Source organism: Sediminimonas sp., assembly GCF_024637375.1.
Classification (GTDB): domain Bacteria; phylum Pseudomonadota; class Alphaproteobacteria; order Rhodobacterales; family Rhodobacteraceae; genus Sediminimonas.
The window spans coordinates 1-24,629 of the sequence record NZ_JAGXFK010000061.1; the positions used below are offsets into that span (position 1 = coordinate 1).

A 24,629-nucleotide genomic window follows, 5' to 3' on the forward strand; every position below is an offset into this window, starting at 1 on the left:
ACGACGGGCGGCAACGCGCTCAAGTTCTATTCGTCGGTACGGCTCGACATTCGGCGCATCGGCGCGATCAAGGACCGCGACGAGGTGGTCGGCAACGCCACCCGGGTCAAGGTGGTCAAGAACAAGGTCGCACCACCGTTCAAGCAGGTCGAGTTCGACATCATGTACGGCGAGGGGATTTCCAAGACCGGTGAACTTCTCGATCTCGGGGTCAAGGCCGGGGTGGTCGACAAGTCGGGCTCGTGGTTCAGCTACGGCGACGAGCGTATCGGGCAGGGCCGGGAGAACGCCAAGCAGTTCCTCAAGGACAACCCGAAGATGGCGCATGCGATCGAGGATCAGATCCGGGCCGCGCACGGGCTGGAATTCGACGCGCCAGAAGAGGGCGACGACGGCGACGTCGTCGAAGCCTGACAGGCAAAACCCGTGCCCCGGCCAGCCGCGCCGGGGCACGGGTTGCGGTGGACAGTGGGGCCAAGCGGATATAAACGAACGGGAAATCCCGTTCATCCGGAAAGACCCCGCCATGCCCACGCTCAACGATATCCGTTCGACATTCCTGTCCTATTTCGAGCGACAGGGGCACCAGGTCGTGCCATCCAGCCCGCTTGTGCCGCGCAACGATCCGACATTGATGTTCGTCAATTCGGGCATGGTGCAGTTCAAGAACCTGTTCACCGGGGTCGAGCACCGCGATTACACACGCGCGGCAACGGCGCAGAAATGCGTGCGCGCCGGCGGCAAGCACAACGATCTCGACAATGTCGGGTACACCGCGCGGCACCATACCTTTTTCGAGATGCTGGGCAATTTCAGCTTCGGCGACTATTTCAAGGAACAGGCGATTCCCTTCGCGTGGGAGCTGATCACCCGCGAACTGGAGATTCCCAAGGACCGGTTGCTGGTCACCGTCTACCACACCGATGACGCGGCCGCCGAGATGTGGAAAAAGGTGGCCGGCCTGCCGGATGAGCGCATCCTGCGTATCCCCACCGACGACAATTTCTGGATGATGGGGGCCACCGGGCCCTGCGGGCCGTGCTCGGAGATATTCTTTGATCATGGCGAGGAATACTGGGGCGGCCCGCCGGGCACACCCGAGGAGGACGGCGACCGCTTTGTCGAAATCTGGAACCTCGTGTTCATGCAGTACGAGCAGTTCGAGGATGGCACCCGGCGCGACCTGCCCAATCAGTCGATCGACACCGGCATGGGGATCGAGCGGGTCGCGGCGCTGTTGCAGGGCACCAATGACAACTATGCCACCGACCTGATGCGCGCCCTGATCGAGGCCAGCGCCGATGTCTCGAACAGCGATCCCGACGGCCCCGGAAAGACCCATCACCGGGTGATCGCCGATCACTTGCGCTCGACCTCGTTCCTGATCGCCGACGGCGTGATGCCCAGCAACGACGGGCGCGGCTACGTGCTGCGCCGGATCATGCGCCGCGCCATGCGGCACGCGCACCTGCTGGGGGTGCGCGACCCGCTGATGTACCGCCTGGTGCCGGCGCTGGTGCAGCAGATGGGCGCCGCCTATCCGGAACTGGGCCGCGCGCAGCCGCTGATCGAGGAGACGCTGAAGCTGGAGGAGACGCGATTCAAGCAGACGCTCGACCGCGGGCTCAGGCTGCTGGACGAGGAACTCACTGGCCTGCCTCGGGACGCGGATCTGCCCGGCGAGGCGGCGTTCAAGCTGTACGATACCTTCGGGTTCCCGCTCGACCTGACCCAGGACGCGCTGCGCGAGAAGGGCCGTACCGTCGACGTCGACGGGTTCGAGGCGGCGATGGCCGCGCAGAAGGCGCAGGCCCGCGCGGCCTGGGCCGGGTCCGGCGAGGCGGCCGATTCCGCCATCTGGTACGACATCGCCGAAACCCACGGCGCCACCGATTTCCTGGGCTACGAGACCGAATCCGCCGAGGCCCAGATCATGGCGCTGGTGCGCGACGGCGCCGAGGTGACGCGCGCCGCGATCGGCGAGCGCGTGCAGATCGTGCTGAACCAGACGCCGTTCTATGCCGAAAGCGGCGGCCAGGTCGGCGACAGCGGCACCCTGCGCGGCAAGGACGGTGTGGCGCGGATCACCGACACCCGCGCCACCGCCGGCGTTTTCATCCACTTCGCCGAGGTCACCGAGGGCGCGCTTGACGCGGGGGGATTCGTCGAGCTCGAGGTCGATCATGACCGGCGCCGCGCGATCCGCGCCAACCACTCGGCCACGCACCTGTTGCACGAGGCGCTGCGCCGCGCGCTCGGGGCTCATGTGGCGCAGCGCGGCTCGCTCAACGCGCCCGATCGGTTGCGCTTCGACTTCAGCCACGCCAAGCCGCTGACCCCCGAGGAAAGGGCACGCGTTGAACGCGAAGTCAACGCCTATATCCGGCAGAACGCACCGGTAACGACACGGATCATGGCGCCCGACGACGCGCGCGAGATCGGCGCACAGGCGCTGTTCGGCGAGAAGTACGGCGACGAGGTGCGGGTGGTGTCGATGGGCGAACTCGATGGATCGGGCAAAGGGGTCGACGGGCGCACCTATTCGATCGAGCTGTGCGGCGGCACCCATGTCACGCAGACCGGCGATATCGGCGCCTTCAAATTGACATCCGAGGGCGCCTCGTCGGCCGGGGTGCGCCGGATCGAGGCGATAACCGGCGACGACGCGCTTGCGTTGGTCCAGAAGAACCAGGCGATTCTCGACGAGCTGGGCGAGGCGTTGCACACAACGCCCGACGATCTTGTGGCGCGGGTTCGCCAGTTGCAGACCGAACGCAAGACACTGAGCAACGAAGTGGCACAGCTGCGCCGCGAACTGGCCATGACCGGCGGCCGCGGGCAGGGCGGCGCGGCGCCGGAGCCGCACAACATAGGCGGTATTCCCTTCGTGGCGCAGGTGCTTTCGGGGGTGTCGGGCAAGGATTTGCCGGCGCTCATCGACGAACACAAGGCCCGCCTGGGCAGCGGAGCTGTGTTGCTGATTGCTGACGCGGACGGCAAGGTTGCGGTGGCCGCCGGGGTGACCGGGGATCTGACCGACCGGGTCTCGGCCGTGGACCTGGTGCGTGCCGCCACTCCCGAACTGGGCGGCAAGGGCGGCGGCGGCCGCCCGGACATGGCACAGGGCGGCGGCCGCGACGCCGGCAACGCCGAGGCCGCCATCAAGGCCGCCGAAGCGGTATTGGAGGGCTGATCAGATGCCTGCACTGTGGATCGCCCATGTCACCGTCACCGACGAGGATGCCTACGGGCGCTATGCCGCGCTCGCCGGGCCGGCCATCGCGGCGCACGGTGGCCATTTCATCGCCCGCGGCGGCCGCTACGTGCAGCTTGAAGGCAAGGACCGTCCGCGCAACGTGGTGGCCAAGTTCCCGTCGGTCGAAGCGGCCGAGGAATGCTACCGCTCCGATGCCTACCAGGAGGCGCTGAGCCACGCGCGCGACGCGTCCGAGCGCGAATTGCTGATCGTCGAGACCAGCGAATAGACCGCGCGCCCCCCGGATCACCGGCGCGCGCGGGCGAGGGTCAGTCGGTGCGTGCCCGGCGCTTGCGTTCGTGCGGGTCCAGGTGGCGCTTGCGCAGGCGGATCGAGTGGGGGGTGACCTCGACCAGTTCGTCGTCGTTGATATAGGCGATCGCCTCTTCCAGCGACAGGGTGATCGGCGTGGTCAGGCGCACGGCGTCGTCGGTGCCGCTGGCGCGCACGTTGGTCAGCTTCTTGCCCTTGAGCGGGTTCACTTCCAGGTCGTTCTCGCGGCTGTGTTCTCCGATGATCATGCCTTGATAGACCTGCTCCTGCGCGCCGATGAACATGCGCCCGCGCTCTTCGAGGTTCCACAGCGCATAGGCCACCGAGATGCCGTTTTCCATCGAGATCAGCACGCCGGCGCGGCGCCCGGGAATGGGGCCCTTGTGCGGCGCCCAGCCGTGAAAGACGCGGTTGAGCACCCCGGTGCCGCGGGTGTCGGTCAGGAATTCGCCGTGATAGCCGATCAGCCCGCGCGCCGGCACATGGGCGACGATGCGGGTCTTGCCGGCGCCGGCGGGCTTCATCTCGACCAACTCGCCCTTGCGCGGGCCGGTGACCTTTTCGATCACCGCGCCGGAGTAGTCGTCATCGACGTCGATGGTGACTTCCTCGATCGGCTCCAGCCGCTCGCCGTTCTCGCCCTCGCGGAACAGAACCTGCGGGCGCGAGATGCTCAGTTCGAAACCCTCGCGGCGCATGTTCTCGACCAGCACGCCCATCTGCAATTCGCCGCGGCCTGCGACCTCGAACGCCTCGCCGCCGGGCGTGTCGCTGACCTTGATGGCGACGTTCGACTCGGCCTCTTTCATCAGGCGCTCGCGGATCACGCGGCTTTGTACCTTCTTGCCGTCGCGCCCGGCCAGCGGGCTGTCGTTGATGCCGATGGTCACGGTGATGGTGGGCGGGTCGATGGGCTGCGCGTAAAGCGGCTCTTCCACCGCCAGGGCGCAGATCGTGTCCGACACGGTCGCCTTCGACATGCCGGCGAGGCTGACGATGTCGCCGGCCACCGCCTCGGGGATTTCCTGCTGCGACAGGCCCCGGAAGGCCATGATCTTGGAGACGCGGAACTGTTCGATCTTCTGGCCCACGCGGCTGAGGGCCTGCACCGTGGCGCCGGCCTTGATCCGCCCCGATTCGACGCGCCCGGTCAGGATGCGGCCCAGGAACGGGTCGGCGCCCAGGGTGGTGGCCAGCATGCGGAACGGTTCATGATCGTGCGCGGCCTGGCGCGGCGGGGGGACGTGGTTCACGATCAGGTTGAACAGCGCCGTCATGTCCTTGCGCGGGCCGTCGATATCGGTATCAGCCCAGCCGCTCAGCCCCGAGGCATAAACATGCGGAAAATCGAGCTGGTCCTCGTTGGCGTCGAGGTTGGCGAAGAGGTCGAAGACCTCGTTGAGCACGCGGTCGGGCTCTGACGTGGGCTTGTCGACCTTGTTGAGCACCACGATCGGGCGCAGCCCCAACGCCAGCGCCTTGGAGGTGACGAACTTGGTCTGCGGCATCGGCCCCTCGGCGGCATCGACCAGAAGGCACACGCCGTCGACCATCGACAGGATGCGTTCGACCTCGCCGCCGAAATCGGCGTGGCCGGGGGTATCGACGATGTTGATGCGGGTGTTCTTCCACTCGACCGAGGTCGCCTTGGCGAGGATCGTGATGCCGCGCTCGCGCTCCAGATCGTTGCTGTCCATGGCGCGATCGGTGGTTGCCTGGTTTGCGCGGTAGGTGCCCGATTGCTTGAGCAATTCGTCAACAAGGGTCGTTTTGCCGTGGTCGACATGCGCGATGATAGCGATGTTTCGCAGTTCCATTCCGGGGTCCTTTGGGGGGAAGCGTTTGCGGCGACCTATACCGCATCGCGGCGGAATACCAGACCCAAAGCCGCCACGCCCGCGAACAGGCCAGTGTGCATGGCTTGTGGTCGCCGGGCCGCGTCTGGCGACCATGACATCTGGCGACCACGACATGCCGGGCGATCAGGCGCTCAGAACGGGATCTCGTCGTCGAGGTCGCGCGATGCGCCGCCGCCGCCGGGTTGCGGGCCGGGGTCGCCGCCGTCCTGGCCACCACCGTAGCCACCGCCACCTCCGCCGCTACCACCGTCGCCGCGGCCGTCGAGCATGACAAGCGTGCCGTCAAAGCCCTGCAACACAACCTCGGTGCTGTAGCGATCCTGACCGTTCTGATCCTGCCATTTGCGGGTCTGCAGCTTGCCTTCGAGATAGACCTTGGAGCCCTTGCGCAGGTATTGTTCGGCGACGCGGACAAGTCCTTCCTGGAAAATGGCGACGCTGTGCCATTCTGTCTTTTCGCGGCGTTCGCCGGTGTTGCGGTCTTTCCAGGTTTCCGAGGTCGCGACGCGCAGGTTGCACACCTTGCCGCCGTTCTGGAACGTGCGTACCTCGGGGTCGCGGCCCAGGTTCCCGATGAGAATTACCTTGTTTACCGAACCGGCCATGCCATCCTCCCGTCGAATCCGTATGCCGAGGTTACACCACTGCATCGGGCTGAAGGAAAGGTTAATCTTGCCCCGGAAACCGCAAAAATCGCCCCGCGCGCCGGGGCTGGCGCGGCGGCAGGTGCTGGGCTATACTGTGATCCTTGCATTCCGGGGGGCATATGCGACACGGCATTTCCATCACCATCGCGTTGGCCATGGCGGCCGGCGGCGCGGCAAACGCCGACGTTCTGGCATCGAACGCGCGCAAGGCCATGTTCAAGGGGCAGACCAGCGTTCTCGACAAGCGCGCATCGGGCCGCACCGCCACCAAGGTGCGGCTTGCCGCGCCGCAGGTGGTCACGCCCACCAAATGGGGGAGCGCCAAGCCCTATGACGGCGCCTATGACGGCCCCTATCTGGACATGGCGCGCAGCGCGGCGAAGCGGCACGGCGTGCCGGCGGACCTGTTCCTGCGGCTTGTGCAGCAGGAATCGGGCTTCAACCCGAAGGCGGTATCGTACAAGGGAGCCATCGGGCTGGCGCAGTTGATGCCCGGCACGGCACGCCGGCTTGGTGTCGACCCGGAAGACCCATACCAAAACCTTGACGGCGGGGCGCGATATCTTGCCACGCAACACCGCCTGTTCGGATCATGGCGCCTTGCGCTGGCCGCATACAATGCCGGCCCCGGGGCGGTGCGCAAACACAACGGCGTGCCACCCTATGACGAAACCCGCGCCTATGTGCGCGTGATCCTGGGCCGTGGCTGATCAGCGGCCCGCCGGGCCCTCGTACTGGCGCTCGACCCTGGCGATGCGCAGGCAATAGCGGTCATACCAGCCGGCCTTTCCCAGTCGCTGCGCCACGCGGTGCCGGGCGTTGTCTTTCCAGGCCGTGATCGCCGCCTCGCTGTTCCAGTAGCTCACCGTGATGCCCAGGCCATCGGGCCCGCGGGCGCTTTCCATGCCCAGAAATCCCGCCTGCGCGGCGGCCAGTTCGACCATGGTGGTCGCCATGGCGTCGTACCCGTCGCCCTCCCGCGCGTGGCGCTGGCTGGTGAAGATCACCGCGAAATACGGCGGCTCGGGCAGGGGGGCAATTTCGGTCATGCATGTCCGCGCCCAGGCCGATGGCGGGGCGGCTCCTTCCATAGTTGCGTCGCCGGGGCCTGACAGAGCGCACCCGCAGCCGGTCTATTCCGCGGCGACCTTGATCACCGTCTCCATCCGCGCGAGCAATTCCTCGGCCAGGTGGCACTTGATCTGGTGCCCATCGCCCAGCTCGCGCATCGGTGGCACCTCGGTATCGCACAACCCGCCGGGCACCTGGTCTTTCCAGCCGCAGCGGGTCTGGAACGGGCAGCCCGAGGGCGGGTTCATCGCCGACGGAATATCGCCTTCCAGCACGATGTGGCGTTTCTCGACATGGGTATCGGCGATCGGCACCGCCGACAAGAGCGCCTCGGTATAGGGATGATAAGGCGGGCTGAAGACCTGGTCGGTGGTGCCCAGTTCCACGACATGGCCCAGGTACATCACCATGACCCGGTCGCTAAGGTAGCGCACGATGCTCAGGTCGTGGCTGATGAACAGCAGCGTGGTCTTGTGTTCGCGCTGGATTTCCATCAGCAGGTCGGTGACCGCCGCCTGCACCGACACGTCGAGCGCCGAAACCGGTTCGTCGGCGACCACGATGCGCGCGTCGCCGGCAAAGGCGCGGGCGATGCCCACGCGCTGTTTCTGCCCGCCCGACAACTGCCGCGGCATGCGGTCGGCGAATTCGCGCGGCAGCTTCACCAGGTCCAGCAGCGACAGCATGCGGTCGCGCCGCGCCGCCTCGGTCTTGCCGATGCCGAAGATTTCGAGGGCCCGCATGATCTGCCGGCCCACCGTCATCGACGGGTTGAGCGTGTCGAACGGGTTCTGGAACACCATCTGTATTTCCGAGACGGTCTTGGTGTCGCGGTCCTGGATGGCGATGTCCTGGATTTCGCGCTCATCGAGGATGATCTTGCCGGCGGTCGCGGTCTCCAACCCCATCAGCACCTTGGCGAAGGTGGATTTGCCGCAGCCGGATTCGCCGACGATGGCCAGCGTTTCGCTTTCGCGTGCCTCGAAGGTCAGGGTTTCGTTGGCCTTGACCACCTTCTTGTCGCCGCCGCCGAACAGGGCGTTGGCGGCCACCTCGTAATACTTGCGCAGCTTGTCGATCGACAGCACCACCTCGCCGGGTTCGGCGGGCGCCTTCTGCTCGCTCTTGCGCAACGGCGCGTCCCAGTCGATGTCGTTGAAGCGCAGGCAGCGGCTCTCGTGCAGGCCGGCCTCGTCCACGGGGGTCATGTAGATATGCCCCTGGTCGCACAGCCCGGCCTCGAAGTAATCGCATCGGGGGCCGAAATTGCACCCCGGCGGGCGCTCGTGCGGAAGCGGGAAGTTGCCCGGAATCGCCACCAGCGGGCGCGCGTTCTTGTTCGCGCCCGGCAGCGGGATCGACCGGAAAAGGGCCTGCGTGTAGGGGTGGCGCATCTTGTTGAACACCGTCTCGATGGCGCCGCGCTCGACCGCCTCGCCCGAATACATCACGCAGATCCGGTCGCAGGTTTCCAGCACCAGCCCCAAGTTGTGCGAGATGAAAAGCATCGAGGTGCCGTATTTCTTGCCCAAATCCTTGACCAGGTCCACGATCGCCGCCTCGACGGTGACGTCGAGCGCCGTGGTCGGTTCGTCGAGGATCAGAAGCGAGGGCTTGGACATCAGCGCCATGGCGATGACGATGCGCTGCTGCTGCCCACCCGACAACTGGTGCGGGAAGGCGCGCAGGATGCGCTCGGGGTCGGGCAGCTTGACGTCGCTGATCACCTGCAACGCGCGCTTTTCGGCCTCTTCCCGGGAAACGCCCTCATGGATCATCGGCACTTCCATGAGCTGCTTGCCGACCCGCATCGCCGGGTTGAGCGAGGCCATCGGCTCCTGGTAGATCATCGCGATCTCGTTGCCGCGAATGTGGCGCAACTCGGATTGCGACACCTGCGTAAGGTCGCGTCCCTTGAACTTGATCGTGCCGCCGACGATGCGGCCGTTGACGCCGAGATCCTGCATCACGCCAAGCGCGACGGTGGACTTGCCGCAACCCGACTCGCCCACCAGCCCCACGGCTTCGCCCGGTTGCACGGACATCGAGAAATCCATGACCGCCGGGATTTCCTGCAGCCGGGTGAAAAAGGAAATCGACAGCCGGTAGATTTCAAGGATTGGGCCTTCATAGTCCGGGTTCGCCATTTTTGTCTCCCTGTCGGACGCTTGCGGCGCCCCTGTCTTCATCTTTCCCAAAATACTCCGGGGGGTAACGGGGGGCAGCGCCCCCCGTCGGTCCCGCCCGTCAATCCCGCAGGGATTCCTCGCGCAGCCCGTCGGCCAGCAGGTTCAGCCCCAGCACCAGGCTGAGTAGCGACAACGCCGGCGGCAGGGCGGGATGCGGGTAGATCGACAACAGCTTGCGGCCCTCGTTGATCGTGCTGCCCCAGTCGGGGCTTTCCGGGCTCAGACCCAACCCGAAGAAACCAAGGGTTCCCAGGAGGATGGTGGTATAGCCGATGCGCAGGCAGAAATCGACGATCAGCGGCCCGCGCACGTTGGGCAGGATTTCCCACAACATGATGTACCACGGTCCCTCGCCGCGGGTCTGCGCGGCGGCGACGTAATCGCGCGACTTGATGTCCATGGTCAGCCCGCGCACGATGCGGAACACCGTGGGCGAGTTGACGAACACCACCGCCACGAACACCACCAGCAGGTTGGGCGGAAAACCGATCACGCCCAGCGGGTCGGCATCCCACGCGATCCCTAGGTAGAGCCAGCCGCCGATCAGCACCGTCAGCGCCACGTAGAGGTTGCGCTTGGGCGGTTGCGTGAAGAAGCGCGAATTGTAGAGCACCACCAGGAAAATGATCGGAAAGATGAACAACACCCCGGCCATGTAGACGGGAATACCCGTCGCGACGATTTCCGGCGTCACCAACAGGTAGAACAGCAAGATCACCGGGAACGCCAGGATCAGGTTGGCCAGGAACGACAGGAACGTGTCCAGCTTGGTTCCGTAATATCCCGCCGGCAGCCCCAGCGTGATGCCCACCATGAAGGCGAACAGGGTGGCGAAGGGGGCGATCTTCATCACCTCCCATGCGCCCACGATCATGCGCGAGAACACGTCGCGGCCAAGGTTGTCGCCGCCCAGCAGGTAATAGGGATAGGCGTTCTCGGCCACGTCGCCGATCATCTTGGTGTAGGGGGTGCCGGGCACCTTGTTCTTCATCGCGCCGCTTTGTTCCAGCACGTCATGGGTGATGACCATGTCGAAACCGCCGCCCAGGATGCCGGTGAACACCCAGAACATCACCAGCGCGAAGCCGGTCATGCCGATGGTCGAATCGAACAGCTTGCCGTAAAGGCCCAGCCGTCGCTTGAAGGTGATCGACAGTGCGAAGGTCGCGATCAGGGCGATCCAGACGGGGATGAACTGGATCAGGATCCGGACGAAGATTTCGCCCCAACTCAATGTTTCCATGGTTCCTGCTCTCCGTTAGGACACGCTGATGCGCGGGTTGAGATAGACGTAACCGATATCCGAGATCAGCTGCGTGATCAGCACGACGAACACCGACACCACGGAAACGCCCAGCAGCAGTTCGATGTCGTTGTTGCTGGCCGCCTGCACCAGGGTCCAGCCGAACCCCTTGTAATTGAACAGCGTCTCGACGATCACCACCCCGTTCAGCAGCCATGGAAATTGCAGCATGATCACCGTGAACGGCGCGATCAGCGCGTTCCTGAGCGCGTGGCGCATCACGATGTTGGAAAACGTCACCCCCTTGAGCCGCGCGGTGCGGATGTATTGCGCGGTCATCACCTCGGCCATCGAGGCGCGGGTCATCCGCGCGATATAGCCCATCCCGTACAGCGCGATGGTCAGCACCGGCAGAAAGAAGTTCTCGAAATTGGGGTTTTCCATGGCGCTGGTCGCGGTGCCCTTGAACCATCGCAGCCCGCTTGCCGACGAGGCGAAGACCGCGATCAAAATCACCCCCGAGACGTATTCCGGTGTTGCCGTGGTGACGATGGCGAAGGTCGAAAGCGACCGATCGGTGCGCGTGCCCTCGCGCATTCCCGCCAGAACGCCCAGGGCCAGTGCCGAAGGCACCATCAGCACCACGACCCAGAACATCAGGATACCGGTCAGCGTCAGGCGCTCGGCGATGATCCCCCCGACCTCGGTACGAAACACGGTGGACGTGCCCCAATAGCCTTGCAGGACGCCGCAGAAATCGGGTGCCTCGGCGATTTTCTCGGCCGATACGGTGCCGGTCACGCACCGCCCCCGCACCCCATCGTCTACCTCGACGGTCCAGCCCGGCAGAACGCCCAGCCACTGGCCGTACTTGATCGGCATGGGCTGCATGTGGCCGTTGCGCGCCAGGTAGCTTTGCACCTGCTCGTCGCTCATGCGGAAATTGCCTTGCGTCTTGGCCAGCTTTTCCAGATTTGGATAGAGGTTGGTGAGGTAGAACACGATGAACGTGAGGCAAAGCGCCGTCAGGATCATCACGCCCAATCGTCGGAGAATGAAAAGTCCCATATTGTGCCCCTGTCGGTCGGCGCGTCGCGGCGGGCTGCGGCCGAGTGCGGATCATTCTTTTTGGCGGCCAGGCGCGCGTTCGCGGTGGCGCGCCGGGCTTGCGAAAAAGGGCCGCGCCGTTGCCGGCGCGGCCCTGTGGAGGGGATCGATCAGGCGATGCCCCACTTGTAGTGGTGATGCTCGAAGGTGATGTGCTGCTCGGCATTGATCACGCTCTGCTTCATGTGGCGATAGAGCGAGCGCCAGTAAGGCTGGATCGTCACGCCTCCTTCCTGGATCATCGCCTCGAGCCTGGCGGCGATCTCGCTGCGCTTGTCGGCATCGGCGACGGACAGCGCCTCTTCGAGAAGCGCGTCGAACTCGGGGTTGGACCAGCCGAACTCGTTCCACGCCTCGCCCGAGCGGTAGGCCAGCGCCCATATCTGCACCGCCAGCGGGCGGTGGTTCCAGTTGGTCGAGCTGAACGGGTATTTCGTCCAGTCGTTCCAGAAGGTCGAACCGGGCAGGATCGTGCGCTTCACCTTCATGCCGGCGTCGCGCAGTTGCGCGGCCACCGCGTCGGTAGTGTTCTTGCGCCAGTCGTCGTCGATCGACACGATGTCGTGCTCGAAATCGGCCATGCCGGCCTCTTCGATCAGGGCCATCGCCGCTTCGGGGTCGTACTTGGCCGGGCCGATATCGGCGTATTCGGGGTGAATCGGCGCCGCGTGGTGGTTGGCCGCGACCTCGCCGCGCCCGCCATAACCCAGTTCAAGGCAGACGGCGTTGTTGGTGGCCATCTGGATCGCCTGGCGCACGCGCTTGTCGGCGTAAGGCTTCATGCCGTCCACCTCGGCCAGCTGGTTGGGCCGCACCACGATGGTGGCGCCGGTGACGACCTCGGATTTTTTCAGCCCGAGCCCGTCCATGATGTCGATGAACTCGCCCACGGACTCGTGCAGCATGTCCACCTCGTCGGATTCCAGCGCCGCCAGCCAGGCCGCCGCGTCGGTGCCGAAGTCGATATACTCGATCCGGTCGAGGTAGGGGCCGCCGTAAACATCGGTGCCCCACCAGGTGTGATCGGGGTTGCGCACCAGGGTACTGCCGACGCCGACCTCGTGGCGTTCGATCAGGTAGGGGCCGGTGCCGACGTTCTGGATCGCGTCCGGGTTGTACGAGCTGTGCACCACCGCCGCCGGGTAGTCGGCGAAACCGGGGATGAGCGAGATATCGGACTTGGGCAGCGTCAGCTTGACGGTGTGGTCGTCGACCACGACGATCGCGCCGTCGCGGGCCTTGTTGGTTTCCGGGTCGATCAGGCTGGAGACGCGCGCGGCCATCGAGTTGCCCTCGACATCCTTCTCGCACCAGCGGTTGATGTTGCGCGCCACGTCCTGGGCGGTGAAATCGTCGCCGTTGTTCCACTTCACGCCCTTGCGGACATTCAGCATGTACTCGGTCGCGTCGTCGTTGATGTCCCAGTCTTCAAGCAGCATGCCGCGGATTGAGCCGTCGTTGTTGTACTCGACAAGGTATTCCAGCGTGCCGCGGGTGACGTTGGCGATCTCCGACCAGTCGGCGGTGCGGGTGTCCTTGAGCGCACGCAGGCTCATCTGGCAGCGCAGCGTGCCGCCCATCGGCGGGGTTTCCTGCGCCTGTACCGGCTGGGCCAGGCCACCGAGGCCATAGGCGGTCGCGGCGCTCAACCCCAACGCGGTCGCACGGGTAAGGAATTCCCGGCGGTCGAGCTTGCCCGCCTTGAATTCCTCCGCGTACATCAACGCGACGCTGTGGGGTTTCCGGGTCTCATTGTGGTCGGTCATATCAATCTCCCTGTGACACGATGGTTCGGTCGGTCTGGCGGTCTTCGCCGCACTTGTAGGCGCTGCAACACGCCCGGTGCGATCATTCGTCCGCTCCCGCGATCATTCGGCACCAGATTCCATGCTCCGTCAACGCTTACCTTCGCCATTTCACGACGAAAAAGCGACATCTCGACAATGCAAAAACGACATTTGCGGCGCATGCGCGGCCATCGCGGGCACAAACTGCCGGAACCGCGGCGGTGCGCGATGAACTACATCAGGGTTGTGCAAGGCGGCGCAGCGCGCTTGGCGGCTGGCCGGTCTGGTGCTGCACGAAACGCGAGAAATAGGCGGCGCTGCCGAAGCCGAGCGCATGGCCGATATTCTGCAACGGATGGTCGGATGTTTCGATCAGGTCGCGCGCGGCGTGCAGGGTGCACTGGGTCAGTATTTCCGAGGCGGTCATCCCCGACGCCTCGCGGCACGACCGGGTCAGGTGCGTCGGCGTCACGCCCAGGTCGGCGGCATAGTCGGCCATCGGCTTGCCGGTGTGGAAATCGCGCGCCACCAGCGCGCAGAAGGCCTGCGACAGCCGCCGCGCCGCGGCGCTGCCGGCGGATTGCTCTGGCGTGTCGCCGATCTCGATCATCTGGCGCCTGAACCAGACCGACAAACGGATCGCGTCGGCCATCACGCATTCGTCGGCGAAGGGCCGCTTGCCCGACTGCTCGCGCTGCATGTCCTCGACGATGCCGGTGATCTCGGCCTGCGCGTGCACGTCGCGCACCCGCAAGTGCTGCGCTTCGTCGGGCATGCCCAGGCCGCCGGCGGCGGGCAGTTCGATCGCCAGGCCGAATCCCTGTTTGCCCAGGTCGAGCGAAAACAGATGCCCCGCCGGGATGAACAGCGCGTTATGGATGCCCACGCCACGGCGCACCCCTTGCACCACCGACAGACCCTGGCCCTTGGTGACCCAGAATAGCAGGTCACCATCATGCACATGCAGCAGGCTCAGGCGCCAGCCGGCACCGCGGGAAAGCTGCGAGATGGTCCGGATTCGGATGCGTGGCATGGCGTGATCTGCGGTCAAGGGGCCTCCATTTCAACATGACGTCTGCGGTCAAGGATTCGTGGCATGTTGACGGGAAACTGCGGCAATATGTTGAAATATGTAAAGCGCCCGATACGTTCAGAGTGATTCGGCCGCGAGAATCCGCCAATCGCGCATACGCTTGCGGAACCAGCTTCGCTGGCGCTTGGCATATTGGCGCGTGGCGACGCTCACCGCCGCGCGCGCCTGGTCGAGCGTGATCTCGCCACGCAAATGGGCGATCAACTCGGGCGCGCCGATGGCCTTGGCCGCGGGCCGGGCGGGTTCCCATCCGGCGAGGTTCGCGCGCGCCTCGTCAAGCACGCCGGCGGCGATCATCGCATCGAAGCGCCGCGCGATCCGGTCGTTCAGCCATGCCTTGTCGGCCTCGATCAGGATCGGCGTCGCCGCGCCAAGCGGCAGCAGCGGCGGCGGTGTGCTGTCCTGCCACGCGGCCAGCCCGCGCCCGGTGACCTGCAACACCTCCCACGCGCGCTGCACCCGGACCGGGTTGCAGGTGTCGATGCGCGCGCGTGTCGGCGCGTCCAGTTCGGCCAGCAACGGGCGCGGCCCCTCGCGGCGCATGCGTGCGTCGGCACGGGCGCGAAGCTCGGGCGGCGTTGGCGGGATGTCGGCCAGCCCTTCGGTCAGCGCCGCAAAGTACAGCCCCGTGCCGCCCACGATGATTGGGCGCGCGTCACCGCGACCGGCCAGCAACGGCGCCACCTCGCGCAGCCAGTGCCCGACGGAATAGGCCGTCTCGCCGGGCACATGCCCGTAGAGGTGGTGCGGCAACCGCGCCTCGTCGTCGGGCGAGGGCCGGGCGGTCAGGATGCGCCAGTCGGCATAAACCTGGATCGCGTCGGCGTTCACGATCACGCCGCCATGATGCCGCGCGACGCGCATCGCCAGCTTGGATTTTCCCGACGCCGTCGGCCCGGCGATCAGCACCGGACGCGGCGCATCGAGCGCCCGAGTCAGCGCGGCGGGCAGGGGGGCGAGAGCATCCATGCGCGCCAACATAGACGGCCGCGGCGCCGGATTTAAGACGCACACGGCGGGTTTTTCACCGCCCCGGTCATCGGTCATTGAACACCGGGACGTTTTGCGACATTTTGCGCGCAATCAAACACATCCCACGGAGCCCGCCCATGGACGACGACCCGACCCCGCGACCGCCCATGTTCGGCCGCGTGATGCTGAAGATATCGGGCGAGGCATTGATGGGGGATCAGGGCTATGGGCTGCACCCGCCGACGGTGCAGCGGATCGCCCGCGAGGTGCAATCGGTGCACGAGATGGGCGTCGAGATCTGCATGGTGATCGGCGGCGGCAACATCTTTCGCGGGCTCCAGGGCTCGGCCCAGGGGATGGAACGCACCACCGCCGACTACATGGGCATGCTGGCCACGGTGATGAACGCGCTGGCGATGCAGAGCGCGCTCGAGGGTCTTGACATCCACACCCGCGTGATCAGCGCCATCCGCATGGACGAGGTGGCCGAGCCATACATCCGCCGCCGCGCCGTGCGCCACCTTGAGAAAAAGCGCGTGTGCATCTTCGCCGCCGGCACCGGCAACCCGTATTTCACCACCGACACGGCCGCCACGCTGCGCGCCAACGAAATGAACTGCGAGGCGATCTTCAAGGGCACCAAGGTCGATGGCGTCTACGACAGCGACCCCGGCACCAATCCGAATGCGCGTCGCTTCGACCGGGTAACCTATGACGAGGTGCTGGCGCAGCACCTGGGGGTGATGGATGCCAGCGCCATCGCGCTGGCGCGTGACAACAACCTGCCGATCATCGTCTTTTCGCTGGACGAGCCGGGCGGATTCCGGGGCGTCCTTGCCGGCGAGGGGACCTATACAACCGTGCACGGCCAGGGATAGGTTGGTGGCCAACACGCGCCGCCGGTGATGTGCAAGGCGGGCGGCAGTCAAGGAAAGAGCAAGACGATGGCAGAAGATATCGAAATCGACACCGACGATCTGGAGCGGCGCATGGAAGGGGCGATCGGGTCGCTGCGCACCGAGTTCGCCTCGCTGCGCACCGGGCGCGCCTCGGCCTCGATGCTGGAGCCGGTGATGGTCGATGCCTACGGCCAGAAAACCCCGATCAACCAAGTCGGTACCGTCAACGTGCCCGAGCCGCGCATGGTCACCATCAACGTCTGGGACAAGAGCCTCGTCGGCAAGGTGGAAAAGGCGATCCGCGAATCGGGGCTGGGCATAAACCCGCAAACCAACGGCCCGATCATCATGCTGCCGATCCCCGAGTTGAACGAGGAGCGCCGCTGGGAACTGAGCAAGGTCGCCTCGCAATACGCCGAGCATGCCCGCGTCGCGATCCGCAATGTCCGCCGCGACGGCATGGACCAGATCAAGAAGGCCAAGGCCGACGGAATGTCCGAGGACGACCAGAAGTTCTGGGAAACCGCGGTGCAGGAGTTGACCGACAAGTATACCGGCGCGGTCGACGAGGCGCTGGAGCACAAGCAAGCCGAGATCATGCAGGTCTGAATGCCGCCCGCCGTCGAACCGCGCAACCAGAGAGGGGGCCCAATGCCCGCAACCACGACCACCGCGAAACAGGACCCGGCGTCAGACCACATCGACGGCACGCCGGCCAACGGGCCGCGGCATGTCGCCATCATCATGGACGGCAACGGTCGCTGGGCCCGGATGCGCGGCCGCCCGCGGTTGTTCGGGCATCACGCCGGCGCACGCCGGGTGCGCGAGATCGTCGAGGCATGCCCCGACCTGGGCGTCCGGTACCTGACCATCTTTGCCTTCTCGACCGAGAACTGGAAGCGCACCCAGGCCGAGGTTTCCGGGCTGATGAGCCTGTTTCGCCGCTATATCACGCGCGAAGCGCGCGCCCTGCGCGACGAGGGCGTGCGGGTGCGTTTCATCGGCGACCGGGTGCGGCTTGACGACAAGCTGATCGCGCTGATGGACGAGCTGGAGGCGATGACCGCCGGCAACGACCGCGTGCACCTGACCATCGCGCTCAATTACGGCGCCCGCGACGAGGTGGCGCGGGCCACACGGCGGCTGGCCGAGGACGTGGCCGCCGGCCGGCTTGACCCGGGCGACGTGGATGTCGAGACGCTGCCGCGCTATCTGGATACCCGGGTGCTGCCCGATCCCGACCTGGTGATCCGCACCAGCGGCGAGGCGCGAATATCGAATTTTCTGCTCTGGCAGTCGGCCTATGCCGAATACGAGTTCATCGACACGCTCTGGCCGGACTTCACCGCCGACGAGTTCGCCCGGCTGGTCCATGCCTTCGGCGGGCGCGAGCGGCGGTTCGGCGCCGTCAAGGCATGAGCACCGCCCGCTGGGACGACCTTGTGCCTCGGGTGGCATCGGCCGCCGTCATGGTGTGCATCGCCGCCGCGGCGCTGTGGTGGGGCGGGCTTGCGTTTCGGGCCATGGTATCGCTGGCCTGCGCGCTGATGCTATGGGAACTGATGCGCCTTTGCGCCCCGCATCCGGCCAGTGCGCCTGTGCAGATCGCTTTGCTGGGCGGCGCGGTACTGATGGTGGCACCGCTATTGCCGGCGGTCTGGATGTTGCCCGTGGTGCTGGCCGTTGTCGTTGCCGGGCTGGCGCAGGCGGGTGCCGGGCAGCGGGTGGTCTGGGCCGGCTACGGGGCGATGATCCTGCTCGCCGGCCTTGGCATGATCCTGGTGCGGGCACAGGCCGGGGCAGGGTGGATGACATGGTTGATCGCGCTTGTGGCGATAACCGATATCGCGGGCTATTTCGCCGGCAAGACGTTTGGCGGGCCTTTGCTGTGGCCCCGTGTCAGCCCCAAGAAGACCTGGTCCGGCACCGTCGCGGGATGGGCCGGCGCGGCGCTGACCGGGGCGCTTTTCGCCGGCTGGCTTGGGGTTGGCGCGGCCGCGATGGCCGCGCTGAGCGTGCTGCTGGCAGTCGCCGCGCAGGCCGGCGACATTGCCGAGAGCGCCATCAAGCGGCGCGCCGGGGTCAAGGACAGCTCGGCCCTGATCCCCGGTCATGGCGGGGTGCTCGACCGCTTCGACGGCATGGTGGGGGCCGCGCTCATGCTTTTCCTGGTCTGGTTCGCGGCGGGGATGCCGCCGGGGGTGTCATGAGGCGGGTGACGGTTCTCGGAGCGACGGGCTCCATCGGGCAGAACACGCTGGAGCTGGTCGCGCGCGCGCCGGACCGGTTCGAGGTGGTGGCGCTGACCGGCGGGCGCAACATCGCGCAACTGGCGCATGATGCGCGCCGGCTGGGCGCACAGGTGGCCGTGACCGCGCATGACGACCTTCTGGGCGATCTGCGCGACGCGCTGGCCGGCAGCGGCGTGACCGCGGCGGCCGGCGCGACCGCGATAGACGAGGCGGCAGACCGCCCTGCCGACTGGACCATGTCGGCGATCGTCGGCGCGGCGGGGCTGGCACCGGGACTCAGGGCGCTGGAACACGGCGGCACGCTGGCGCTTGCCAACAAGGAATCGCTGGTTACCGCCGGACCGCTGGTGATGCAGACGGCACGCCGCCACGGCGCCCGCATCCTGCCGGTGGACAGCGAGCATTCGGCGATCTACCAGGCGCTGGCAGGCGAGGATATCGACACGGTCGAACGGGTGATCATCACCGCCTCGGGCGGCCCGTTCCGTGACTGGCCGCTTGACCGGCTGCGCACCGCGACGGTAGCGCAGGCCTCGGCGCATCCCAACTGGGCCATGGGCCAGCGGATCACCATCGACAGCGCGTCGATGTTCAACAAGGCGCTTGAAATAATAGAAACCAAAGAGTTTTTCGGGGTTTCCCCGGAGATCATCGAGGTCCTGGTGCATCCCGAGTCGCTGGTACACGCGCTGGTGGGATTCAACGACGGCGCGCTGATGGCGCATGTCGGCCCGCCGGACATGCGCCACGCCATCGGCTACGCGCTGAACTGGCCCGCGCGGCACGATCTGCCGGTGGCGCGCCTGGATCTGGCGCAGGCGGGGCGGCTGAGCTTCGAGGCGCCCGATCCCGGGCGGTTCCCGGCCCTGCGCCTCGCACGAGAGACGCTCGCGCGCGGCGGGCTGGCGGGCGCGGTGTTCAATGCCGCCAAGGAACGCGCGCTGGACGGGTTCCTGGCCGGACGCATCGGATTCATGCAAATGGCCGAAACCGTCGAGGACGTGCTGTCCCGAATTTATCCCGACAATGGCCTCATTGATGCCGGGTTTTCACTTGATACCGTCGCCCGGGCTGACCATGTCGCGCGGGTGACGGCCGACGCGGCGATGGCCGCGCGCGGTGCCGCGGCGCACTCATAATCACAAACGAAGCGATTACAGGACGAACACCTCGTGGATAACATTGCACTACTTCCCGAATTCGGCGGATTCATCTGGACGCTGGTCGCGTTCGTCGTTGCGCTGTCGGTTATCGTGGCGGTCCACGAATACGGCCACTACATCGTCGGGCGCTGGTCCGGGATCAGGGCAGAGGTCTTCAGCCTCGGTTTCGGCCCGGTACTGTATTCGCGCCTCGACAAGCGCGGTACCCGCTGGCAGGTGGCGGCGCTGCCACTTGGCGGCTACGTCAGGTTCCTGGGCGATTCCGACGCCGCCAGCGGCAAGGACGGCGAGGCGGTGGCCTCGCTGTCCGCCGAAGAGCAGCGCCACACCATGCACGGCGCGCCGCTGTGGGCGCGCACCGCTACGGTGGCGGCGGGGCCGGTGTTCAATTTCGTGCTGGCGGTGGCAGTGTTCACCGCCATCGGGATGACCCGCGGCGTGCCGGTCGAGCCGCTGACCGTCGGCGCGCTCCACCCGGTGCCGGTGGCGCACGACATCCGCCCCGGCGACACGTTGCTGTCGGTCGAGGGACACCCCATCGACGAGGCGACCGGCGCGCAAGCCGCCGACGTGATGGAGGCACTGCCGAAATCCGATCTTCTGGATTACACCGTGCGCCGCGACGGGCGCGAGATGTCGGTGCGCGGGCCATACGTGATGCCGCCGATGGTGCAGCAGCTCAGCCCGAAATCCGCCGCCATAGACGCCGGGCTCGAGCGCGGCGACGTGATCACCGCCGTCGACGGAGAGCCGATCGTCGCGTTTTCGCAGCTCAAGGACCGGGTCGAAGCCGCCAAGGGCGCGCCGCTTTTACTCGAGGTTTGGCGCGAGGGCGAGACGCTGGAGCTGACGCTGGCACCGCGCCGTGTGGATGAACCCCAGGGCGGCGGCGGGTTCGAGGCCAACTGGCGCATCGGTATCATGGGGGGCATGTTCTTTGCCCCGGCGACCGAAACGCCCGGCCTTGGCAGCGCCTTGTTGGGCGGGGTGGCGACGCTGTGGGAAATCATCGTCGGCTCGGTGTCGGGACTGTATCACATGATCACCGGGGCGATCAGCAGCTGCAACATGTCCGGCCCCATTGGCATTGCCGAGGTCTCGGGCCAGATGGCCAGCCAGGGCGCGTCGAACTTCATCTATTTCGTCGGCGTGCTGTCGGCGGCGATCGGGCTACTCAACCTCTTTCCCATCCCGGTTCTGGATGGCGGCCACCTGGTGTTTTACGCCTACGAGGCGGTGACCGGCAAACCGCCCAGCGACGGCGCATTGCGGATCCTGATGGCGGTAGGGCTGGCGTTCATCGTGTCGCTGATGGTGTTCGCGCTCAGCAACGATCTGTTCTGCCCCTGAGCCGCGATTGCCTGAAACGGGGCACGATCCTGTCCCAATTTCGCCACAATTGCCCGCCACGGTCGAGGTTTCTGACGTTGGCGAAGAAGGATGCAGCTCATGCACACGATCCAGGCGGGAACGCGCGGGCTGGGCCTGCTGGTGACCCTGAATTGGGATCGGCTGCTGGCACTTCTGGTGCTGGGTGCCTCCCTGGCGCTCGGGGCATATCTGCACGCTTTCTGAGGTTTTCTCTCCCTGACCGGCAAGGACGCCCGCTCCCCCCTCGGAGCGGGCGTTTTGCTGTCTTCGAAGCGGACGTTTTGCTGTTTTGACAAGGCAGGACAATATCATTACTCAGAAGAGGACTGGGATGTCTGACGGGGTTTTACAATGACCATTCACAATAGCGTGCGCAGCAATGTCCGCGCCGCGGGCGCGGCGCCATCCGACGGCTTGCGGGTATTTTCCATCCTCTTGTTTTCATTGGTTTTCGTTCTTCTTGCGCAGCTTGCCAGCGCGCAAACCTATCGCTTCGATTCGGTGCGCATCGAAGGCAATCAGCGCATCGAGGCGCAGACGATCCTGAACTACGCGGGAATCGCCCGCGGCCAGACGGTATCGGCCGCGCAGGTGAACGCCGCCTATCAGCGCATTCAGAACAGCGGCCTGTTCGAAGAGGTCAGCCTCGACCCGCGCGGGCGCACGCTGGTCATTTCGGTCCAGGAATACCCCACCATCAACCAGATCGCCTTCGAGGGAAACCGCCGCATCAAGGATGACGCGCTCGCCGACATCGTGCAATCGCAGACACGCCGGGTGTTCAACCCAACCCAGGCCGAGGACGACGCTGCCCGCATTGCCGAGGCCTACAGCCAGCAGGGCCGCCTTGCTGCCAAGGTGACCCCGCGCATCATCCGGCGCAGCGACAACCGCGTCGACCTGGTGTTCGAGGTATTCGAGGGCGGGCTGGTCGAGGTCGAGCGCATCAGCTTCGTCGGCAACCGCGCCTATTCCGACTACCGGCTGCGCCGGGTGTTGCACACCAAGCAGGCCGGCCTGCTGCGTGCGCTGATCAAGAAGGATACCCTGGTCGAGGACCGGATCGAATTCGACAAGCAAGTGCTGACGGATTTCTACCAGTCGCGCGGCTATGTCGATTTCCGCATCACCGCGGTCAACGCCGAGTTGACGCGCGAGCGCGACGGCTACTTCATCACCTTCAACATCCAGGAAGGCCAGCAGTTCCACTTTGGCGAGATCAGCACATCCAGCGATCTGCCACGCGTCAACGCCGATGACTTCCAAGCGGTGGTCAAGATGCGGCCCGGCGTCGTCTACTCGCCCAGCCATGTCGACAGCACCATCGCGCGGATGGAACGGCTGGCGATCCGACAGGGGCTCAAGTTCGTGCGGGTGGAACCGCGCGTCACCCGCAACGACCGCGAGCTGACGCTGGACGTCGAGTTCGTGCTCAGCCGCGGGCCGCGCGTCTTTGTCGAACGCATCGACATCCAGGGCAACACCACCACGCTCGACCGGGTGATCCGGCGGCAGTTCCGCGTCATCGAGGGCGACCCGTTCAATCCGCGCGAAATTCGCGAGGCCGCGGAACGCATTCGCGCGCTCGGCTTCTTCGAGAACGCCGAGGTGAACGCCCGCGAAGGCTCGCGCCCCGACCAGGTGGTCGTCGATGTCGAGGTTGACGAAAAGCCCACCGGCTCGCTCAGCTTCGGGGGCGCCTATGGCACCAACAGCGGCTTCTCGCTGCTAGTCAACTTCAAGGAAGAAAACTTCCTGGGCCGGGGCCAGCGGCTGAGCCTGTCGTTCTCGGGGGCCGATGACGACAAGGTATATGCCCTGGGATTCTCCGAACCCGCGCTCCTTGGCCGCGACCTGCGGTTCAACCTCGACCTGTCCTATCGCGAAACCGACAACGACTTCGCGCTTTACGATACCGAGGTGGCGCGCTTCCGACCCGGTGTCGAGTTTCCGGTGGGGGAAAACGCACGGCTGAACCTGTTCTACAAGGCCGAGGCGGTGGACATATCGAATTACACCGGGGCCGGGGCCATCATCGCAGGCGAACAGGCGCAGGGCAGCCTGCTGTCCAGCGCCGTCGGTTATTCGCTCAGCTACGATACCCGTCGCACCGGACTTGATCCCAAGGCCGGGGTGCTGCTGGAGTTCGGGCAGGAATTTGCCGGGCTTGGCGGCGACACCACTTATATTCGCAGCAGCGGCAAGGTCGCCGCGCAAACCCGCGTTCTCAACGAGGAAATCACGCTGCGCGCCACGCTTCAGGGCGGCATCGTCAACTACACCAAGGGCACCAGCCGGGTGACCGACCGTTTCCTGATCGGCGGCGGTTCGCCCATGCGCGGCTTTGAACCGGACGGCATCGGCCCGCGAGAGGTCACCGCCACCTCCAACGACGCGCTCGGCGGCAACGCCTACGCGGTGGCCAGCTTCGAGGCGGAATTCCCCCTCGGCCTGCCCAGCGAATATGGCGTGCGCGGCGGGGTGTTCTACGATGTCGGCTCGGCCTGGGATCTGGACGTGACCAATGCCAACGTCCTTTACGAAAAGTTCTCGCTGCGCCACGTCGCGGGTGTGTCGATCTTCTGGGATACGCCGGTCGGGCCGCTGCGGTTCAACTTCTCGAACGCGCTCCAGAAAGAGAAGCAGGACCGCGAGCAGAACTTCGAACTGACGATCTCGACGCAATTCTGATGGCGGCGGCGCGCGGATGGGGCGCGCTGCTTGTCGCGGCGCTGATGGCGCTGGCCATGCCGGGTGGTGTGGCCAGCGCGCAAGATGCCGACGTGGTGCGCAGCCCGGTTCTGACGGTGGACCCCGACGCGCTGTTCGCGCGTTCGCAGTTCGGGCAGGCCTTCGACGAGAAGCTCGTCGCCGACAGCCGCGCGCTGGAGGCCGAAAACCGGCGGCTGGAAGACGAGCTGGCCACCGAGGAACAGGAACTGACCAGCAAACGCGCCGAGATGTCGCCGGCGGACTTCCGCGATCTTGCCGACGCCTTCGACAGCAAGGTGCAGCGCATCCGTAGCGAACAGCAGGCCAAGGCGCGCGCGCTCGGCGAGCGGGGCGACAAGGCGCGCCGCCGCTTCTTTTCCGCCGCCGCCCCGGTGCTGCAATCCATCATGCAGGAGGCCGGCGCGGCGGTCATCATCGACAAGCGCAGCGTGTTCATGAGCGCCAACATCGTCGATGTGACGCAATTGGCGGTCGAACGCGTGAACGCCGAGATCGGCGATGGTGCGGACCTGCCCGAGGTGCCCGATGACGCCACCACCCCCGGCGACGATATCCCCGGCGCGGCACCCAATACGCCGCGCGCCGACGGGGCCGTGCGCCTGCCCCCCGCCGACGCGGCCCCCGAAGGCGAACGCCCCTGAACCCGGTCGGACAGCGGACGCGCGGCGTCGCTTGCCCACGCCGCGGCGAATTGCTAGGGACACCGGGGCGCCC

At 66.0% G+C, this 24,629-nt stretch carries 21 protein-coding genes and 1 pseudogene; 13 read left to right on the forward strand and 9 right to left on the reverse strand.

All coding sequences use genetic code 11. From position 1 onward, the window contains the following. From Q0L89_RS10205 to Q0L89_RS10215, 3 genes and pseudogenes are all read left to right on the forward strand, one after another. Positions 1 to 414: pseudogene (locus tag Q0L89_RS10205) on the forward strand (DNA recombination/repair protein RecA); the annotation flags it as partial. A gap of 112 nt (positions 415 to 526) precedes the next feature. Further along, positions 527 to 3,193 (forward strand): alanine--tRNA ligase, encoded by a 2,667-nt coding sequence (gene alaS / locus Q0L89_RS10210; RefSeq protein WP_296764592.1) that lies wholly within the window; start codon positions 527 to 529, stop codon positions 3,191 to 3,193. A 4-nt stretch (positions 3,194 to 3,197) separates the two neighbouring features. Further along, the gene (locus tag Q0L89_RS10215; RefSeq protein ID WP_296763253.1) at positions 3,198 to 3,485 is read left to right on the forward strand and encodes a DUF1330 domain-containing protein; all 288 of its coding nucleotides are present in this window, start codon (positions 3,198 to 3,200) and stop codon (positions 3,483 to 3,485) included. Between the two features lie 40 nt (positions 3,486 to 3,525). Here the strand turns inward: Q0L89_RS10215 and typA are convergent, their stop codons facing one another. Further along, positions 3,526 to 5,346 carry a translational GTPase TypA gene (gene typA / locus Q0L89_RS10220; RefSeq protein WP_296764594.1) on the reverse strand — a complete coding sequence of 607 codons (1,821 nt, stop codon included), beginning with the start codon at positions 5,344 to 5,346 and terminating at the stop codon, positions 3,526 to 3,528. A 173-nt stretch (positions 5,347 to 5,519) separates the two neighbouring features. After that, entirely contained in the window at positions 5,520 to 5,993 is a 474-nt protein-coding gene (ssb, locus tag Q0L89_RS10225; RefSeq protein WP_296764597.1) for a single-stranded DNA-binding protein, read from the reverse strand. 161 nt (positions 5,994 to 6,154) lie between these two features. On the opposite strand from ssb, the gene Q0L89_RS10230 reads away from it, so the two are divergent. Further along, on the forward strand, positions 6,155 to 6,745 hold the full coding sequence (locus Q0L89_RS10230; RefSeq protein WP_296764599.1) for a lytic transglycosylase domain-containing protein: 591 nt from the start codon (positions 6,155 to 6,157) through the stop codon (positions 6,743 to 6,745). Here Q0L89_RS10230 and Q0L89_RS10235 read toward each other — a convergent pair whose 3' ends face one another. The 7 genes from Q0L89_RS10235 to miaA form a co-directional block, all read right to left on the reverse strand. Then, positions 6,746 to 7,084 carry an antibiotic biosynthesis monooxygenase gene (locus Q0L89_RS10235; protein WP_296764601.1) on the reverse strand — a complete coding sequence of 113 codons (339 nt, stop codon included), beginning with the start codon at positions 7,082 to 7,084 and terminating at the stop codon, positions 6,746 to 6,748. It abuts the gene before it with no gap. Positions 7,085 to 7,168: 84 nt separating this feature from the next. Continuing rightward, the gene (locus Q0L89_RS10240) at positions 7,169 to 9,253 is read right to left on the reverse strand and encodes an ABC transporter ATP-binding protein (protein WP_296764604.1); all 2,085 of its coding nucleotides are present in this window, start codon (positions 9,251 to 9,253) and stop codon (positions 7,169 to 7,171) included. A gap of 100 nt (positions 9,254 to 9,353) precedes the next feature. Beyond that, entirely contained in the window at positions 9,354 to 10,538 is a 1,185-nt protein-coding gene (locus tag Q0L89_RS10245; RefSeq protein ID WP_296764606.1) for an ABC transporter permease, read from the reverse strand. Between the two features lie 15 nt (positions 10,539 to 10,553). After that, positions 10,554 to 11,606, reverse strand: coding sequence for an ABC transporter permease (locus Q0L89_RS10250; protein WP_296764609.1), 1,053 nt, complete (start codon positions 11,604 to 11,606; stop codon positions 10,554 to 10,556). A gap of 149 nt (positions 11,607 to 11,755) precedes the next feature. Further along, positions 11,756 to 13,411, reverse strand: a complete 1,656-nt coding sequence (locus Q0L89_RS10255; RefSeq protein ID WP_296764610.1) for an ABC transporter substrate-binding protein — start codon at positions 13,409 to 13,411, stop codon at positions 11,756 to 11,758. Between the two features lie 259 nt (positions 13,412 to 13,670). Then, entirely contained in the window at positions 13,671 to 14,465 is a 795-nt protein-coding gene (locus Q0L89_RS10260; RefSeq protein WP_296764613.1) for an AraC family transcriptional regulator, read from the reverse strand. Positions 14,466 to 14,582: 117 nt separating this feature from the next. Next, complete coding sequence (gene miaA / locus Q0L89_RS10265) at positions 14,583 to 15,494, reverse strand: tRNA (adenosine(37)-N6)-dimethylallyltransferase MiaA (protein WP_296764616.1); 912 nt, start codon at positions 15,492 to 15,494, stop codon at positions 14,583 to 14,585. A 140-nt stretch (positions 15,495 to 15,634) separates the two neighbouring features. Here miaA and pyrH point away from each other — a divergent pair, with 140 nt between their 5' ends. The 9 genes from pyrH to Q0L89_RS10310 all read left to right on the forward strand — a co-directional run bounded on the left by pyrH (position 15,635) and on the right by Q0L89_RS10310 (position 24,556). After that, positions 15,635 to 16,375: a UMP kinase gene (pyrH, locus tag Q0L89_RS10270; RefSeq protein ID WP_296764618.1), complete on the forward strand. Its 741-nt coding sequence runs from the start codon at positions 15,635 to 15,637 to the stop codon at positions 16,373 to 16,375. Positions 16,376 to 16,441: 66 nt separating this feature from the next. Beyond that, complete coding sequence (gene frr, locus Q0L89_RS10275) at positions 16,442 to 17,005, forward strand: ribosome recycling factor (RefSeq protein WP_296764621.1); 564 nt, start codon at positions 16,442 to 16,444, stop codon at positions 17,003 to 17,005. Positions 17,006 to 17,047: 42 nt separating this feature from the next. After that, positions 17,048 to 17,815: a polyprenyl diphosphate synthase gene (uppS, locus tag Q0L89_RS10280; protein ID WP_296764623.1), complete on the forward strand. Its 768-nt coding sequence runs from the start codon at positions 17,048 to 17,050 to the stop codon at positions 17,813 to 17,815. Further along, positions 17,812 to 18,606 carry a phosphatidate cytidylyltransferase gene (locus Q0L89_RS10285; RefSeq protein ID WP_296764626.1) on the forward strand — a complete coding sequence of 265 codons (795 nt, stop codon included), beginning with the start codon at positions 17,812 to 17,814 and terminating at the stop codon, positions 18,604 to 18,606. The genes uppS and Q0L89_RS10285 overlap by 4 nt, the downstream gene beginning before the upstream one ends. Further along, positions 18,603 to 19,787: a 1-deoxy-D-xylulose-5-phosphate reductoisomerase gene (dxr, locus tag Q0L89_RS10290; protein WP_296764628.1), complete on the forward strand. Its 1,185-nt coding sequence runs from the start codon at positions 18,603 to 18,605 to the stop codon at positions 19,785 to 19,787. Before Q0L89_RS10285 ends, dxr begins: the two co-directional genes overlap by 4 nt. A 33-nt stretch (positions 19,788 to 19,820) precedes the next feature. Continuing rightward, the gene (rseP, locus tag Q0L89_RS10295) at positions 19,821 to 21,161 is read left to right on the forward strand and encodes an RIP metalloprotease RseP (protein ID WP_296764630.1); all 1,341 of its coding nucleotides are present in this window, start codon (positions 19,821 to 19,823) and stop codon (positions 21,159 to 21,161) included. 99 nt (positions 21,162 to 21,260) lie between these two features. Continuing rightward, positions 21,261 to 21,386: a hypothetical protein gene (locus Q0L89_RS10300; protein ID WP_296764632.1), complete on the forward strand. Its 126-nt coding sequence runs from the start codon at positions 21,261 to 21,263 to the stop codon at positions 21,384 to 21,386. A 147-nt stretch (positions 21,387 to 21,533) separates the two neighbouring features. After that, a complete protein-coding gene (gene bamA / locus Q0L89_RS10305) occupies positions 21,534 to 23,873 on the forward strand; it encodes an outer membrane protein assembly factor BamA (protein ID WP_296764633.1) in 2,340 nt (779 codons plus the stop codon). Beyond that, on the forward strand, positions 23,873 to 24,556 hold the full coding sequence (locus Q0L89_RS10310; RefSeq protein WP_296764636.1) for an OmpH family outer membrane protein: 684 nt from the start codon (positions 23,873 to 23,875) through the stop codon (positions 24,554 to 24,556). The genes bamA and Q0L89_RS10310 overlap by 1 nt, the downstream gene beginning before the upstream one ends. The last annotated feature ends 73 nt before the right edge of the window (positions 24,557 to 24,629 follow it).

Excerpts from the sequence above, each read along its gene's own strand:
- alaS (WP_296764592.1), top strand. The coding sequence starts at position 527 with ATGCCCACGCTCAACGATATCCGTTCGACATTCCTGTCCTATTTCGAG.
- Q0L89_RS10215 (WP_296763253.1), top strand. The coding sequence starts at position 3,198 with ATGCCTGCACTGTGGATCGCCCATGTCACCGTCACCGACGAGGATGCC.
- typA (WP_296764594.1), bottom strand. The coding sequence starts at position 5,346 with ATGGAACTGCGAAACATCGCTATCATCGCGCATGTCGACCACGGCAAA.
- ssb (WP_296764597.1), bottom strand. The coding sequence starts at position 5,993 with ATGGCCGGTTCGGTAAACAAGGTAATTCTCATCGGGAACCTGGGCCGC.
- Q0L89_RS10230 (WP_296764599.1), top strand. The coding sequence starts at position 6,155 with ATGCGACACGGCATTTCCATCACCATCGCGTTGGCCATGGCGGCCGGC.
- Q0L89_RS10235 (WP_296764601.1), bottom strand. The coding sequence starts at position 7,084 with ATGACCGAAATTGCCCCCCTGCCCGAGCCGCCGTATTTCGCGGTGATC.
- Q0L89_RS10240 (WP_296764604.1), bottom strand. The coding sequence starts at position 9,253 with ATGGCGAACCCGGACTATGAAGGCCCAATCCTTGAAATCTACCGGCTG.
- Q0L89_RS10245 (WP_296764606.1), bottom strand. The coding sequence starts at position 10,538 with ATGGAAACATTGAGTTGGGGCGAAATCTTCGTCCGGATCCTGATCCAG.
- Q0L89_RS10250 (WP_296764609.1), bottom strand. The coding sequence starts at position 11,606 with ATGGGACTTTTCATTCTCCGACGATTGGGCGTGATGATCCTGACGGCG.
- Q0L89_RS10255 (WP_296764610.1), bottom strand. The coding sequence starts at position 13,411 with ATGACCGACCACAATGAGACCCGGAAACCCCACAGCGTCGCGTTGATG.
- Q0L89_RS10260 (WP_296764613.1), bottom strand. The coding sequence starts at position 14,465 with ATGCCACGCATCCGAATCCGGACCATCTCGCAGCTTTCCCGCGGTGCC.
- miaA (WP_296764616.1), bottom strand. The coding sequence starts at position 15,494 with ATGGATGCTCTCGCCCCCCTGCCCGCCGCGCTGACTCGGGCGCTCGAT.
- pyrH (WP_296764618.1), top strand. The coding sequence starts at position 15,635 with ATGGACGACGACCCGACCCCGCGACCGCCCATGTTCGGCCGCGTGATG.
- frr (WP_296764621.1), top strand. The coding sequence starts at position 16,442 with ATGGCAGAAGATATCGAAATCGACACCGACGATCTGGAGCGGCGCATG.
- uppS (WP_296764623.1), top strand. The coding sequence starts at position 17,048 with ATGCCCGCAACCACGACCACCGCGAAACAGGACCCGGCGTCAGACCAC.
- Q0L89_RS10285 (WP_296764626.1), top strand. The coding sequence starts at position 17,812 with ATGAGCACCGCCCGCTGGGACGACCTTGTGCCTCGGGTGGCATCGGCC.
- dxr (WP_296764628.1), top strand. The coding sequence starts at position 18,603 with ATGAGGCGGGTGACGGTTCTCGGAGCGACGGGCTCCATCGGGCAGAAC.
- Q0L89_RS10300 (WP_296764632.1), top strand. The coding sequence starts at position 21,261 with ATGCACACGATCCAGGCGGGAACGCGCGGGCTGGGCCTGCTGGTGACC.
- bamA (WP_296764633.1), top strand. The coding sequence starts at position 21,534 with ATGACCATTCACAATAGCGTGCGCAGCAATGTCCGCGCCGCGGGCGCG.
- Q0L89_RS10310 (WP_296764636.1), top strand. The coding sequence starts at position 23,873 with ATGGCGGCGGCGCGCGGATGGGGCGCGCTGCTTGTCGCGGCGCTGATG.